Raw genomic sequence first — 16,729 nt, 5'->3', positions numbered from 1 at the left:
ATCTCGTTTTATATTTTAAGTTCAAATATTTTATCTTAAGTCCTCTGTTTTTATAAGTTTTTTGGTATAAAATCCTAGAAAAACAAACTTTTCTAAGGTTTTTTATGAATCGATACATTGTTGCACATAGCCCTGATGCTGATGATTTGTTTATGTATTATGCTATTGTCTTTGGGTGGGTCAATACGCCTTTTGATTTTCAAAACATCGCCCTTGATATTCAAACCCTCAACGAATACGCACTACAGAAGCGATACCCCATCACAGCGATTTCTTTTGGTGTCTATCCTTTCATCGCCCAAGATTATGCACTCCTCTCAACAGGCGTGAGTTTCGGTGAGGGCTATGGTCCAAAGCTCATCAAAAAAAAGGGCAAGATTCTCAAAAAACATTTCAAAGTCGCCCTAAGTGGTCAGCACACAAGCAATGCGTTGCTGTTTAGGCTGAAATACCCAAATGCAAAAATCATCTACAAAAACTTCTTGGATATTCAAAAAAGTGTTTTAGAGGGCGAGGTAGATGCTGGGGTATTAATCCATGAGGAAATTCTAAACTTCGATCCTTCTTTGGAAGTAGAAACACATTTGTGGGATATTTGGCTAGAACTTGCTCAAGCTGATTTGCCACTGCCACTTGGAGGAATGGCGATCTCACGCAATCTCCCACTCATCAAAGCACTCAAATGCGAGGAGATCCTCACAAAAGCTGTGCAAATTGCCACAAAATACAAAAAACTTCTCTCCTCAATGCTTCTAGAGAGATCTCTTGTGCGTGTTGATTCTCAAGACTTAGAAACCTATCTCAACCTATACGCCAACCAATCCTCTATCAAACTAAGCCCCATTCAATATCAAGCGATTGATAAACTCTTTGAGCTAGGATACAATGCCAACATCTACCCCCAAATCATTCAAGCACAAGATTGCATATTGCCACAAGAATATCTAGAGTTTCGTTACAACTAGAGGAGGTGTCAGATCCAAACGCCCATTTGGCACCCTCTCTCAATGAGTATTCTAGAATCTTTTTGCCAACAAGTCGGCACATCCGAAACCCCCAAACACAATGCACCCCTACAAATTTGGAAGCCTTGATATTTTTGTGATATGATTAGAGATTTTCACTACAAGCTTTGGAGTCACGATGAATTTTCAAAAAATTTTCAACCCACAAGAAATCAAGCGTTATTACACTGGTGTCGGATTGATACTGCTACTTGCAGTCATTCTTTATTATCACAACCCTATTTTGATATGGGCGACTTTGGGCGTGTTTTATCTCGTCGCATTCCACGAATCCCTACGCCTATTTTCTCTCAAACCTAGCCCTTTTGCTTATTTGAGTGCAGTGCTGATTTGGATTGTTGCATTTTTCTCTTCCAATCCCGTTCAATCCGGTCTTATGGGTGCAGCGTTTGTTGCAGGGATACTCGCTTACAAAACATCTTTTTCTCCCAAATATCTTTTTCCACTCCTCTACCCCACACTTCCTTTTTTGGTTTTGTTCTCTCTTTATACCCAAATGGGAACAATGGGGATTTTTTGTCTGCTTTGGCTTATTATCACCGTAGCTATCACAGATACAACTGCCTACTTCGGAGGGAAATTGATCGGACACACTCCGCTTAGCCCAACTTCACCCAACAAAACGCTAGAGGGCGTGGGTTCAGGATTGTTCTGTGGCATTTGTTTTGGGCTTTGGCTAGGTATCGGACCTAGCGGTGGATTTATCTCCTCTCTTGTGATCACTGCGTTTGTCGCGATCACCTCAATTATGGGAGATTTGTTTGAGAGCTATCTCAAGCGGATGGCAGGAGTCAAAGATAGTGGCAATCTTTTGCCCGGACACGGCGGGGTTTTGGACAGATTTGATGGAATCTTGTTTGGAGGAATTGCAATGTATTGCCTACTCTCCCTCCTTTTCCCATTCAGTTAATGATTCTCTTAGGAAGCACGGGTTCTATTGGTTGTAGTGCTATAGAAGTCGCACAACAGCTAAACATTCCCATACAAACCCTTGTAGCAGGGAAAAACATCGATCTCCTCAATCAGCAAATCAAGCAGTTACAACCACGCTTTGTCGCCATCGCAGACCAAAAAGACATCGACAAGCTCAATCCTTGTGGAGCCAAAGTGTTTTGGGGGCAAGAGGGGATGATTGAAGCAATCAGTGCATCAGATAGCTCCCTTGTGCTCAATGCACTTGTGGGGTTTGCGGGATTGGAGCCGACTTTACATGCGATCTCATTGGGGAAACGCGTTGCCCTTGCCAACAAAGAAAGTCTAGTGAGTGGGGGGTGGCTCATCGACACCCAAGCGATCATCCCTGTCGATAGTGAGCATTTTAGCCTGTGGCATTTGTGCCAAAACCACCCCTTCAAACAACTCTACATCACCGCAAGTGGCGGGGCGTTTCGCGACACGCCTATCCAACACATCCCCACCCAAAACGCCCAAAACGCCCTCAAGCACCCAAATTGGAAAATGGGGCAAAAAATCACTATCGATTCTGCAAGTATGGCAAACAAGCTTTTTGAACTGCTTGAGGGGGCGTATCTGTTTCACACTCCACACATCGACGCCCTGATCGAACGCCAATCCCTCATCCACGCAATGGTTGCATTTTGCGATGGCTCAATCAGTTTGCACCTTGCCAAACCTGATATGAAACTTGCACTCTCCTATGCTTTGGATCCCCTCCAAGCCGCGCAACGCTCTTTCATCCCCACGCTAGATTTGCAAGACTGCCCAAGCTTCCGATTTGAGACCATCGATCCGCAACGCTATCCACTCTGGCAACTCAAAACACATCTTCTAGCACAACCCAAACTCGGCATCATCCTCAATGCAAGCAATGAAGTCGCGGTAGATGGGTTTTTGCAAGGCAAATACAACTTTGGAAAAATGCTTGATTTGGTTTTGCTTGCTTTCAATCGCTTCGACACCCTCCCCTCTCTTGCCTCCATCCAAGAGATCAAAGAGTTTGATCAAGAGATTCGTCTCTATACGCGATCAGCGATTGCCACGCACACCTAACATCATCCATCGCGCATCTTTTCTGTTACAATGCAAAAACTCATCAACAAAGGATAGGAATGCAGGACTTACTCAAGATCAAAGGGTTTTTTTCTTTTTTGCTCATTGGATTTTTGAACACTTTGATCCATTATGGGCACATCGTTATTTTGGCAAACACCATCTACCAGCTCTTTGTGGGCGATAGCTATCTTCCTATCGCTCTTGGGATTCTTGCCATCCTTCCTTTTTTGCTCTTCTCTAGTCTATCAAGCTTTGTGACCGACACGCGCGCCAAAGCAAAAGTCATCATATATTCTTCTTTGGCTCTTTTGTGCCTAAGCATTCTCACCACGCTATGCTATTACAATGGCAGTTTTTGGTTGGCTTTTTGTTTGACTTTTCTTTTTGCGATTCAATCTGCATTTTTTCTACCTGCCAAATTGGGTTACATCAAAGAACTAGTGGGCAACACAAATCTCGGACAAGCCAATAGTTGCATCAATGCCGCAAACATTTTTGGGGTTTTTCTAGCGTTTTTGTTGTTTTCTGTGCTTTTTCATCTTTTGTTTGACAACACAGACAATCAGGCTCAAGCATTGCAATCCATTTCTGCAGTGGGGTTTTTGCTGATTGCATTGGCAAGTTTGGAAGTGCTTCTCACCTACGCTTTGCCCATTTTTCAAGCGATTGAGCAAACAAGCCATTTTGATCTTGGAGCCTATATGCAAGGCACGATGTTTAAAACGCGTCTAGCCAATATGATGAGCCAAAAAACGATTTGGGCTCCACTGATCAGCCTAGCGGTGTATTGCTTTGCCCTGCAGATTTATATTGTTTTTTCTACCAATTCTTTATCGTTTAGCCTTGAGGCAGTGAGCTCATTGCCTCTAAGCTTGATTGGCACGGGAATCTGTATCGGCTATTATGTTGTTTATAGTTTTTCAAGGCATTATCTTGAGTTGGGGTTGGTGCCATTTGGATTGCTTCTCACCGCACTCAGTAGTCTATTGTTCCTCATCTTTGATACCCAATCCCCGCTATGGCTCTATCTTTTGCTAGGCGTGGGCTTTGGGTTATTTGTTATACCCTTAACCGCATTGATCCAATTCCAAACCCACGCCAAACATCTTGGGAACACACTTGCCACTGCATTATTTTTCTGTGCATTGGCATTGTTTGCTTGTTTTGTGATGGCAATTGTGTTTTCTGTATTTCAAATCAATCCAATCTGGGCTTTTGGTATCGCTTGTGTTTTGATACTTTGGAATGGAGCTTATCTCCTTGTGCAAATGCCTTTTTTGTTGGTGCGATTATTGGTCACTCTAGCTTTCAATCAACGCTATCGCCTGATGGTTGAGGGCTTTGAGCATATCCCCACACAAGGTGGTGCACTTTTGCTAGGCAATCATTTATCATTTATCGATTGGGCGATTGTGCAAATGGCAATACCACGCAGAGTGTATTTCGCAATGGAGCATAATGTCTATTCCAAATGGTATATCAAATGGTTCCTAGATCGGTTTGGTATCATCGCCATCACCCCCTCACAAGAAGAATCTGTGGCAGCCAAAATCAATCAATATCTAGAAAACGGAGAGATTGTCTGCCTTTTCCCTGAAGGAAGCGTATCAAAGCACGGACATCTCAATGAGTTCAAAGAAAGCTATGAGACAATTTGTCAATCGCTCAATCCCGATCTAGCTTCGATCATCCCGTTTTATATTCGTGGGTTATGGGGGAGTAGCTTCTCAAGGTCTAGTGAGCAGTTTCAAGCACGCAATCATTCCTTTTTTTCCAAACGCAATATCACTATCGCTTTTGGAGAATCTGTATATCTCCACACCCCCAAAGAAAAGCTCAAAAGTATCATCTTTGATCTCTCCTTCCAAGCTTGGAGAAGTCATTGTAAGCGTATGCCAACACTTGGGCATTCTTGGATCAATACTGCCAAAGCCAATCTAGACAAAATCGCAATTGTAGATAGTATCAGCGGAGAATACAGCTATCGCAAACTTCTTGCCCTCACATTGCTTCTCGCACAACGCTTACGCACACACACAGACAAATCCCCCAAACCCTCAAGCACCGCATTTGCACCACGAAGCGAATGTATCGGGATACTACTCCCTGCTTCTTTTGCCTCCACGCTCTGCAATCTCGCGATCTTGTTGGCTTCAAAAGTGTCTGTCAATCTCAACTTCACATCAGGAGCCAAATCCGTTGCACTCGCGATTGAAGCCTCCTCTATCCGCAAAATATTCACCTCCAAAACATTTTTGGACAAACTAAGCGACAAAGGCATCATATTTGATTTTGGCGATGCCACACTCATCTATATGGAAGACTTAGCCCAAGAGTTCAAAAGCCAAAAACTCAAGATCTTGGGCTATCTACTTGCCGTGACCCTCACGCCTAGTGTGCTCCTCAAACGATATTTTTCACCAGAAAATGACATCGATTCTGTCGCTACAATTCTTTTCAGTAGTGGGAGTGAGGGGACACCCAAAGGCGTTATGCTCAACCATCTCAACATTATGAGCAACATCCATCAAATCTCTGATGTTTTGTGCGTTCAAGATGATGATGCGATCCTCTCTTCGCTCCCTCCATTCCACGCCTTTGGTTTGACCGTGACTACATTTCTACCCCTTTTGACAGGTATCCCAAGCATCACACACCCCGATCCGACAGACGCACTCGGTATCGCCAAAGCTATTGCCAAAAACGAAGTTACGATCATGTGTGGCACTTCAACATTTCTCAACATCTACACCCGTTCGCCCAAAGTAGAATCAGCGATGTTTGAGACCTTACGCGTCGTTGTTTCAGGAGCAGAAAAACTCAAAGAAGAAATACGCAAACATTTTGAGAGCAAATTCCATATTCCGATTTTGGAGGGCTATGGTGCGACAGAAACCACCCCTGTGGTGAGTGTCAATCTGCCCAACAAATTTGACGCACAAAGTTGGCACCTCCACACAGCAAGCAAACAAGGAAGCGTGGGTATGCCACTACCGGGCACTACGATTCGCATCGTCGATCCTCACACGCTTGAAGCCCTCAAACACGGAGAGGACGGACTGATCTTGGTGGGAGGGCATCAAGTGATGGTGGGCTATCTCAACGACCCACAAAAAACCGATGAAGTGATTGTGCAACTTGATGGAATCCGTTGGTATAAAACAGGGGACAAAGGGCACATCGATTGCGATGGTTTCCTCTACATCACAGATCGCTACTCACGCTTTGCAAAAATCGGTGGCGAGATGGTGAGTCTAGGCAGAATCGAAGAGGAAATCAGTGTATTGTTGGCACCCTATGAGCGGTTTGCCCAAACTAGAGTCCTTGCAATCGCACTTGATGATTCCAAAAAGGGCGAGGCTGTGGTTTTGTTGATACAAACGCAAGATGAGGCAACCTATCAAGAAGCGATACAACATATCAAAGCCTCCTCTATTCCCGCACTCTACAAGCCAAGTCAATATTTTCTTGTCGAGACGATCCCGCTGCTTGGATCGGGCAAAACAGATTTCAAAGGGGCAAAGGACATTGCCCTGCGTGCTAGAGAATCATCAAAATAACACAAAAGCAGTTTAGAGACTTGATCCTCTCGCTCGTTTGTAGCACACAGCTCACAAGGTTTATCAAACTTGCGTGTTTTTTGGAATCTTTTTTGTGGGGGGATGGGGGGATTGAAACTGCTTTTCTAAGGTGCTTTGGCAAAAGGGTGGTGTTGGGGTGATTCTAGAATCTATTGTGGTTTTATTTTTGGGATTGCTTTGGCAAAAGCATATTTTCTAGTTTCTCAAGCTTGGCTTGAGGTTTATTTCAAAGTTGGCTTGTGGGGGGTATGCTCTTTGGTGATTCTAGAATCGATTGGATTCTCTTTTTTGCTTGGTTTTGCAAAAGCATATTTTCTAGTTTTTCAAGCTTGGCTTGGAGTTTTTCTTAAGGGGGGCAAGGGGAACTTATAGCAAGCGTTCCCCTTATCCCCCTTAACAACCCCCATAACCCCAGCATTGCATTAGCAAGGCTCGTTCAAGATTACATTGACTTGGCATCCTTTGGGTTCTACAAAGGTTTGTTTGGTTAGCAGTTGTTTGTGCTTATATTGAAATAGTGAGGGTTTTGTGTTTTTTGGAGTTTTTGATAGTTTGCAAAGAGATTCTAAAAATCAAGATTCAAATCTAAAACACCAAAGAATCAAAACAAAGTCAAATTAATGTGGGTAACACACAAAAAGCGGGCAGGGGTTTGGGGGATTTTAAGGAGGATAAGGGGGGTGCCTCGCAATAAACCCCCTTGTCCCCCTTATAGAAAAAAGCAAAGTGGGATTTGGAAACCAGAAAGTGTGCTTCTGCGAAACCAATCTCAAACAAAGGAATCAATTTGCCAAATCTCCAAGTTTTGTTTTTGGGATTGGTTTAGAGGAACTCTACTCTTTGGCAATTTCAGAATCCTTTTTGGTTCTACAAGCTTGGTTTGGGAAGCGGTTTGCCGTGATTGTTTGAAATAGTGAGGTTTTGTGTTTTTTGGTTTTGTTTGGTGTTGGGGGGTTAAGTATTGAGTTTTGTAAAACACCCCTGCCTATCGGACAATAGGCAGGAAGGAGATTCTAAAGAATCTAAATGAAAACAACAGCACAATTTGTCTGTAGGAGCATTCTAAGGGGCATTTGACACCAAATGCCCCACCAAAGGCTCGATACTTCTTGCAAGGAATGATGATCTCCTATCTCCCCTTTAGCCCCTTTGCTTTTATAATTACCCCCTCCCCCCTTTAGTATCCCACTACTGATTAGTCGCCTTTGTCCCTGTGTCTTTGGCTTTGTTGGGGGTAGTAGGAACTATTTGAGCTTTTTCTGTTTCCTCTGTAGGAGTATTTCCTACTCTCAAAGGAGCAGTGGTTTGTGCTTTTGCATTCTCAATGCTTGTTTTTTCTCCAAAGCTATATCTAGCTCCTAGATTGAATTGGAGTTGTGTCCTTAGTTTGTCTCCAAAGCTTTTCTCTACATCCACATAGACTCTAGTGGATTGATTAAGCTCTAGATTGCTTCCTACATTTAAAACCACTCTACCATTGGAAGCAAACTCAGGATTGTAAGCTTTTGTTGTGCTTGTAGTGAGTTTATTAGATCCTCCTGTGACAAGATCATATTCATAGAATGTTCCAACATAAAGAGAGATGTTTTTGTCTTGTTCTACAATCTTTTTACCAAAACTAGCTCCTAGTCTAGTTCTAGCCAAAAACACACTCTCTTGGAGTGCTTTGAGTTGATTACCTTTACCACTTCTAGTTTTCATCTTGGTGGTGAAGTCAGATTGATTGAGATAACCTAAGCTTAACTCTAATTGTGGATCAATGAAATAATCTTGTTGTTCTCCTAGAATGAAACGATAACCCACTTCATTGGAGAGAGTGAATCCTAGATTGTTTGCAGTGTTGTTGTGATCACTACTATTGCTCAAAGAAAAATCAGAAGTGATATAGCTGAGTTTAGCAATTGTGTCATTATAAAGACCTACATTGCTCACATAAGAATTATAAAGAGCAATTTCATATCCACTTGATTGGATATTGGAGAGATAGATAGTATTGATACCACTCACATTGATTGCATTGCTAGCTTGAGTGGCTTTGTTGCTCTCACCCTTAGAGTGCATATAAGAGAATGCAAGTCCTATGTAGTTTTTGGCACCCTCTGTTTCTAGTGCATAATCATATCCTCCTTGAGCAGTCACATAGCTTGTGCGTGCTCCCAATCCAAAGTTAGATTCTTGGAGTCCTCCAAACACTCTAGCCCATACTCCTTGAGTGTAAGGATTGTCTCTAAGTTCTCCCATTCGTTTGTTAAGAGAATTGAGGTTTGCAATGTATAAATCATAATTGATAGAGAGAGCAGAAGTGAGAGCTTGTTGGGTGGTGTTATCCACTCCTAGACTGATTGCTTTGCCTAGGAAGTAGGTGGTGTAGGTATTGTTGCTAGCAGTGCTATCAACTTTGCCATTTGCCCCATTGACTTTGCCATTTGCATCTGTGGCTACTTTGACGAATTCGACTTGAATCTTTTCTCCACCATTGATTGTTTCAACAGAGGTGAGATTGACTAGGGGATCAGTTGTGCTAGTTGTGCCATTTTTGTTTTTGATTGTAGCAACGGCAATGTTGTCTAATGCTTCTGTGCCTTTGCCTTTTGTGTAGTGGATGCTTGAAGTTTGGCTAGGGTCGATAGCAACGGCAAGGTTGGCGGATTTGGCTTGAGAATTGTCTCCTACATTATGCACGATGATTCTATCGGAATAGGCGTGTCCGTAGGTGCCATCTGATTTTGTAGCCACTCCTCCGATTGTGCTTTTGGTGTCACCTTGAGTCGCTTGAGTATCCACAGAGACAACAAAGGTGAGGTTATTGGCAGTGAGTCCTGTGCCAGCAGTTGTTCCGCCACTTGTTCCAATCGTGAGGAGGTTGAAGTTGTGGGTTGTCCCTAGATTAGTCTCTGCATTGCTTGAGAGATTGAGGGTGGCAGATGTGGCATTGGCACTAAGCTTGAGGGTGTCTGTTTTGATTTTGCCATTTGGGGCTTGGAGATTGAGAGTGCTTCCATTTCCAATCTCTGTGGTTGTGATAGTAGCAGTCCCTTTTGTAAGATTGAGAGTGGATTCTGTGGCGTTGGCAGTAAGTGTAGTGATAGTGTTAGTCGCACCTTGGAGTGTAAGGGTGGCTTTGCCATTTGTTTGTCCTTGTTCTCCTGCTGTGCCTCCCAAAAGAATTTCAGTTTTTGGAGTAGCACCACTTCCGGCACTATTTGGGGTTGTTTGAATCTCTTTTTCAAAGATTCCACTATTGCCTTTTTCTCCTTGTCCTGCAGTGACTTGAATCTTTGTTGTTCCTGCATTATTTGTTGTAACTTTGTTTTTAAAAGTTCCATTTTGGCTATGGAAGTCGATTTCAAGTGTGCCTGCAGTGTGAACGATGTTTGTTTCTTGGTTATCAGTTGCATTTTTGATAGTCAAGCTTGAATCTTTACTATTGAAAGTAATGGTTGTGCTTCCGTGCCCTTGCGTTGTAACATTTCCTTTGATGATTGCATTAACAGATTGCTCTGGAGACTCTGTATCCCCCACTACAATGGAAGTCAAGCCCCCAACATCACCACTACTACCATCTTTTGCTGTGATGCCACCTGTGAGGGTGAGGATGGATTCACCAGCTTTATTAAAATTGAGATAAGTATGCCCTCCATTTGTGCTTTCAATGGCTTGAGTGATTGTGGCATTGGCATTATTGAGATTGAAAGTTGTGGTGGCTCCAGAGTTGGTGGTGGTGATTTTGGAATCATTTCCATCACTTGTTTTATCCACCTTTGCATTATTCACATTAAAGTTGAATTCTATATCCCCTGAAGTGTTTTCAATGTTTTTGATTTTGAGGGTGGTTCCTGCCACTGCGTCACGAGAGCTTGCAGAATCCTCTGCTAAAGTGCTGAAGTTAAAAATGGTTTGAGCAGAATCTGTGGCTTCATAACTACTACTTGCTTGAGTGGCTTTTTGATTCTTGATATTTCCTTGCACTTCTGCACTTTTGCCATTGGCAATATTGAAAGTTGTGGTGTTTGGCTGATCAAGTTTTTGTCCACCTTGAGTAATGATATTTCCCCGAATCGTTGCATTCTGATTGACATTAAAAATCAATCTAGCATTTTTATCCCCTGTATTTTGTCCTACGACGATATATCCTTCTCCGCTAGTAGCACCAGTGCTATTTTTAAGATCAAGTGTTCCATTATTGCCATTGAAATTGAAAATCACTCCATCTTTGGGTTTAGCTGCACTTGTTCCACCGACTTCTAATCCAACATTGCTAATTTGATTGCCATCAGATCCATTTGTGCCAGTGCCTTTGAAGGTAATGGTATTGCTAGTCCCATTGAGATTGAATTCTGTTTTTATAGCGTCCCAAGTGTGTTGCACTCTTTTCTCAAAATCGAGGGTGGCAGAATCTTCAAGATTGAGGATATTGGTTCCATCCCTTGCAGTGTAGAGAGAGTGATCCATATCATTTCGTGTGTGACCGATATCCTTCATTGTATGACCATCATAGGCAATTCCACTTCCACCGATTTTGTTGGAATTCTTACCATTTCCATTACTTCCACTGCCGATAGAAATGATATTGCTTCCCCCATTCTGTGAATAAACCCCTCCTTTGATGGTCAAATGATTGGCAAAGACAATATTGCGTTGAGAGCCACCTTTTGAAAAGATTCCATCTGTGACTTCTAAATTTTCTATGAAGATTCCATTTGTTCCACCACCTTCATCTGTAGTTGTGATTCTTTGAGCAGTGAGTTTGCCTTTGGCGGTATGTGCTTTTGCATAGCTAGAATCCGTGAGCTTGTTTTCATCGACATTTATTACCAAATCTTTTGCTTCACTACCGCCATTATTAAACTTCAAAAGCCCCTTGCCGATGTAGTTACGCCCTTGAGGTCCTCTGACTTCGATTTTTGTGATGTCAAGGGTGTTTGTGGTGCTATCTGTCCTATTTACATTTTCAAAATCAAGACTGATAACATTGCGACGATCACTTGCAACATAATGTTCTACCACTAGTTTATCAAGATAGAGAGTGGCTTGTTTTTGGAATAAAATGAAATTGTTAGCTTCCGAAGGGTGTCTCCAACCTCTTGTGTGTGCAATGATACTCATACGCTTATTATCTCCTCCATTTTCTCCGATTTGCCCATCGTTTCGGAAAAGGATTCTGTTGTAAGCACCATTGTGTGTATTGCTTAAAAACCCAGCTGAAGCTAGAATCTCTCTCTTGCTAGTTTTTCCTCCTGCTTTGATGCTTGCACCTGAATCTTTGAAGGTGATATTGACATTGGTGTCACCGCCTCTGTTTGCGACTGAACCCTTGTCTTTGCCTATCGCATTAAATCCATAAGACTGGATATCCCCCTCAATGCCTCCACTATCAAAAGTGAAGTTTTGCCCTCCTTTGGCTATCTTTGCCTCCACATTTCCTTTGAGTTTCGCTCCATTTTTGAAAGTAAAATTGGTTGCAACATCGTTAAAGTAAAAATTATAGCCATCAACAGAATGATATGAGATGTTGATATTGCCCACCATATCGCCATTGAAAGTAGCCTCCACTGCATTGCCCGATGAACCACCTGCTAAGACCTTGAGGTTGCCTTTGAGGGCAGTTCCTGATGTGTCTCCATTTGCAGGTGTCTTGCCTTCAAAATTAAGAATGGCTTTGCGAGAGCGACTTCCTTCCCAATATCCTCCAAAATCAATGGTGAGAGTGCCTTGTCCATTTCCTAATTGGAGTCCCTTATCACCCTTATTGATGAGTTTGATTTGAGCATCATTTCCACTTACAGAAAGTGTGGATGTGTTGTCTTGTGGTTGGGTTGGATTCCCTCTACCTCCGCTTTGTTTAAATTGAAAAGTAAGGTTGCTAATGGTTTGAGCAACAGAAGCAACATTCAATTGAAGCTGATTGAATTCGCTAGAAGCTGTTCCTGTCTTTCCAAATGTTATAGTGGATTGTGTGAAAGTGCCTGCTCCATTGGTTTTGTAACAGATCGCACTTGTGTTGCCACTTGGACAATTTGCATCTGTCGCACTTGCCACACTCACACTGAGAGCCAATGCCAACGAAGTGGCGATGAGGGGTTTATAAGCTCCACCCCGCACAAGATTTTTGTCTATACGATTGCGTTGTGTCGTTTTCATTTTGCCTCCTTTTAGATAAAAATCTAGGATTTGCAAAATATCCAAAATAGTTAAATAAAAATTTACCAAATATCCAAAATGAGAGATTGTGCAAGAAGCCTTATGATTTTGCTTGTTTTTACGAAGTGCTCCTGTGTATTATCCCCCCTCCCCCAACTCACAATACATCTGTGTCTTTGGGTTTGTAGAATCGATGTAGCCAAGTATCAAGTGGAGCCAAAATGCGATAAAACGCAGGAACCACAAGCAAAGAAAGAAGCATAGAAAACAAAAGCCCTCCGATGACTGAAATACCAAGAGGGGATTTCATCGATGAGCCACTTCCTGTCGCAATCGCTAGGGGTATCATTCCAAACACCATAGCAATCGTTGTCATCAGAATCGGACGCAAACGCAACTCTCCTGCAGTCATCAAAGACTCATCGATAGGCATCCCCCCATCGCGTTTCTCGTTTGCCACATCGATAAGCAAGGTAGCGTTTTTCCCCACCAATCCCATCAAAAGCATCAACCCCATAAAAGAGAACATACTCAAAGGCTGTCCCACAAGATACAATGCGATAAAAGCACCCGCAAAGCTTAAAGGCAAAGTGATCATAATGATAATAGGTTGCACCAAGCTCTCATACAATGCAGCCAAAATCAAATAAATCAAGACAAATGCCGTAATGATCGCGACGCTAAAGGCTTCAACGGTTTCTTGCATGTTTTCAGCATCTCCTTGAGTCCTCCAATTCACCCCCGGTTCTTTCCACTCGTTTTCGTATTTTTTGGTCGCATCAATCATCGCACTCAAACTCAAGTCTTGAGAGGGTTTGGCATACACGACGATATTTCTCTGTCTATCAAAACGCTCGATACTTGAAGGAGATTGGCTCTGGATTATTTCTACAAGTCCATCCAAAAACATCAATCCTTTGTCTTTGTTCTCGATCTGAATCTTTTTGAGATCATCGATTGAGACTCTTTGTGCATTTGGCACACGCACGGTGATGTCATATTCTTTGCCGTCTTCTTTGTAATATGCGACGGCAACCTCACCTGAAAAGGCTGAACTGATAGCATTTCCGATTGCTTGAGAGGTGATGCCATATTTATTGAGATAAGCACGATTGACTTTGATTTTGTATTCTGGCTGTTCTCCTGTCCAAGTCGTGTGTATGCCTTTGACTTTTGGATTTTTTGCCAAAAATGCGACTAGTTTTTCGGCACTTTTTTGCAGCGCTTCTTGCGTGTCACCCATCACACTCACTTGATAAGGAGAGTTATCCCCGCCACCGAAGTTGCTCACTTCGCTTGAGTTGATACGCATACCTTTGGCATAAGGGCTTTTCCTCAAATGACTCACTACTTCATCGGCGATCTCAAACTGACTGCGTTTCCTCTCTTTGTTGGATTTGAGATCTACATACATTCGTGCCTTGTAGAGTCTGTTGTTGGAAAATCCGATTTCAGCAGTAGAGAAACGCACATCTGTATCTTGATTGACTATCTCTTGTAGTGCCAATACTTTTGCTTTCATCTCCTCTAGGCTAATACCCGGATCTGTAGAAATGTAAATATTGAATTTGCTTCTATCCTCTTTGAGCATAAACTCCACGCCTGTTTTGCCGAGCAGAACTAGAGAACCGACAAACACCCCAACGATTGCCACCATCACCAAATAACGATACTTCAAAACAAACGCCAACATTTTGAGATAAATGCGGTCAAGCTTTGCAAAAAATGGCTGTGTCCAATGATAAAACTTAGAATGATCTGCACTCACCACGATAGCACTCACCATCGGAATCACGGTGATCACGACGATATAAGAAAGCCCAATTGCCAAAGCGATAGTCAAACCAAAGCTTTGGAAAAAGCGTCCCACGATCCCACTCATACTGCCCACAGGGATAAACACAGAGAGCAACATCGCAGAGATCGCCACCAAAGCAAACCCGATCTCATTCACGCCCTCATACGCTGCTTGGCGTTTGCCTATCCCTTTTTCAAGCTTTTTGTGGATATTTTCAATCACGACAATGGCATCATCGATGATGATCCCAATCGCCAAAGTGATGGCTAGAAGTGTGATCATATTGAGCGTGAAGCCCACGAAATGCACTAGGGCAAAAGTCCCAAGCACAGACACAGGGATACTGATTGCAGACACAAGGGTGATAGTCGCACTACGCAAAAACAAAAACACGATCAACACAGCCAAACACGCACCAAGTAACAAGTCAAATCGCACATCAGACACAGAATCTTTGATATATTCTGTCGTGTCATTGACGATGTTGATCTCATAATCTTTGCCAAGTGCTTTGATTGTAGGGATGAGCTTTTTCACAGAATCTGCGATTTGGATGTCGTTTTCTCCTGCGATTTTTTGGACATCCACAATAACCCCCGGGATACCATTGTAAGCCGCATAATTGGTGTCTTCGGACAATCCATCTACAATCTTTGCAATATCTTTGAGCATCACGCCTTCAGCCACACGGATATTGCCAATGTCCTCTACATTGCGTGAATTTGCGTCAGTGATGATTGACCATTCGTTGGTTTTGTCAATGATTTTGCCGCCATCGATTTCTACATTGCCATCTTTGAGGGCTTTGGCGATAGAGGAATAGGTGATTCCGTATTTATTGACCAAAGTAATATCGGGGAATACTTTGATTTCTCGCTCACGATAGCCTTTGAGATCCACCAAACCCACGCCTGATATTTTTTGCAAAAGTGGCTTCACTCTGTCATTGACATATCGCATCAACTCTGATTCAGGAACTTTGTCGCTACTCACAAAAAGCGTGATGACAGGTGTCCCGCTTGTGTCGGCTTTATCCACGGTTGGAGAATCTACACCACTATCAAACTTGACAGAGGAAACCTTGTCTCGCACATCATTCACGGCTTCATCGATGGGTTTTTCAAGCTTGAATTTCACGACCACCACGCTCACATTGCGTGTGCTAGTAGAAGTGACTTTATCCACCCCATCAATCCCCATCACTGCTTCTTCGATTTTGTCTGTTACTTTTGTCTCAATCGTCTCAGGACCTGCACCCACATAAGTTGTCATAATCCTAACGATTGGGAAATCAATATCTGGATAAAGTGCTACAGGCATTTTTTTGAGTGCCAAAACACCAAAAAATATAACGCCCAAAGCAAACATCAAAGTTGTGATTGGGCGACTAATGGCAAACTTATACATTATTTGGTCCTTATAAATCCATCACCAAAAGTTCCTGCAATCAACCCATCTACCAAAGCCTCTGCCTTGACTTTTCGCGTTTTTTCATCGGCTGTCGGATAGATTTTGCTGATGACTGCTGTCCTTGTTTGACCTCTCCACATAAACTCAAATGTATCCCCCTCTTTGACCAAGTCATAATACTTCACATCAAATTCCAAAATCATTTTGACATTTTTGCTAATCAAGCGGAACAAGATTGTATTGTTGGCACTGACACCATCTCCTAATTGTATTTCTCTAGAGGCGATAATGCCATCAAATGGGGCTTTGAGGATGGTTTTGTTGAGAAGTTCTTTTTGCAATGTCACATTGAAACGCGATTGCAAAAGTGAGCTTTCTAGATTCTTGTAATCAAAATAGTATTTATCTAGTGTATTTCTATCCACCGCCCCACGCGTTTTACTATAACGCTCGTATTGTTTTTTGGCAAAGAGATATTGCTGCTCGATTGCTTTGCTTTGAGCCTCCTGCACTTTTATATTTGCCTCTTTGTCTTTGTTGGAGAGCAAAAGCAGGACATCTCCCCTCTTGACTTCATCGCCCACTTCTGTAAGGATTTGTGCCACAATCCCTGAACTATCAAGCATTAGATTAGAATCTTGCAAGGCTTCTATATTGAAAATCGCATACACCTTCTCCCCCTGTGGAGCCTGTGTCGTTTCTGCAAACAAAGTCAATGCACACAAACAAATGCCAACAAACCATTTTTTCATCACTCTCTC

The 16,729-nt window shown here is 42.6% G+C and carries 7 protein-coding genes; 4 read left to right on the top strand and 3 right to left on the bottom strand.

Annotated features, from left to right (window positions below):
• Window positions 1-104 precede the first annotated feature (104 nt).
• The 4 genes from BBW65_RS07490 (at window position 105) to BBW65_RS07475 (ending at window position 6,598) form a co-directional block, all read left to right on the top strand.
• Complete coding sequence (locus BBW65_RS07490; protein WP_066341614.1) at window positions 105-965, top strand: menaquinone biosynthesis family protein; 861 nt, start codon at window positions 105-107, stop codon at window positions 963-965.
• 178 nt (window positions 966-1,143) lie between these two features.
• Complete coding sequence (locus BBW65_RS07485) at window positions 1,144-1,935, top strand: phosphatidate cytidylyltransferase (RefSeq protein ID WP_066341612.1); 792 nt, start codon at window positions 1,144-1,146, stop codon at window positions 1,933-1,935.
• Window positions 1,935-3,035, top strand: a complete 1,101-nt coding sequence (gene dxr / locus BBW65_RS07480) for a 1-deoxy-D-xylulose-5-phosphate reductoisomerase (protein WP_066341611.1) — start codon at window positions 1,935-1,937, stop codon at window positions 3,033-3,035. Before BBW65_RS07485 ends, dxr begins: the two co-directional genes overlap by 1 nt.
• Before the next feature lie 53 nt (window positions 3,036-3,088).
• Window positions 3,089-6,598 carry an acyl-[ACP]--phospholipid O-acyltransferase gene (locus BBW65_RS07475; RefSeq protein WP_407645236.1) on the top strand — a complete coding sequence of 1,170 codons (3,510 nt, stop codon included), beginning with the start codon at window positions 3,089-3,091 and terminating at the stop codon, window positions 6,596-6,598.
• Between the two features lie 1,209 nt (window positions 6,599-7,807).
• Here the strand turns inward: BBW65_RS07475 and BBW65_RS07460 are convergent.
• The 3 genes from BBW65_RS07460 to BBW65_RS07450 form a co-directional block, all read right to left on the bottom strand.
• Window positions 7,808-12,760 carry an autotransporter outer membrane beta-barrel domain-containing protein gene (locus tag BBW65_RS07460; RefSeq protein WP_066341604.1) on the bottom strand — a complete coding sequence of 1,651 codons (4,953 nt, stop codon included), beginning with the start codon at window positions 12,758-12,760 and terminating at the stop codon, window positions 7,808-7,810.
• A gap of 157 nt (window positions 12,761-12,917) precedes the next feature.
• The gene (locus BBW65_RS07455; RefSeq protein WP_066341602.1) at window positions 12,918-15,965 is read right to left on the bottom strand and encodes an efflux RND transporter permease subunit; all 3,048 of its coding nucleotides are present in this window, start codon (window positions 15,963-15,965) and stop codon (window positions 12,918-12,920) included.
• Window positions 15,965-16,723 carry an efflux RND transporter periplasmic adaptor subunit gene (locus BBW65_RS07450; RefSeq protein ID WP_233702032.1) on the bottom strand — a complete coding sequence of 253 codons (759 nt, stop codon included), beginning with the start codon at window positions 16,721-16,723 and terminating at the stop codon, window positions 15,965-15,967. The genes BBW65_RS07455 and BBW65_RS07450 overlap by 1 nt, the downstream gene beginning before the upstream one ends.
• Between the last annotated feature and the right edge of the window lie 6 nt (window positions 16,724-16,729).

Origin of the sequence: Helicobacter enhydrae (assembly GCF_001693335.1) — a bacterium.
Classification (GTDB): Bacteria; Campylobacterota; Campylobacteria; order Campylobacterales; family Helicobacteraceae; genus Helicobacter_G; species Helicobacter_G enhydrae.
This window is presented reverse-complemented; position numbering and strand designations above follow the sequence as displayed.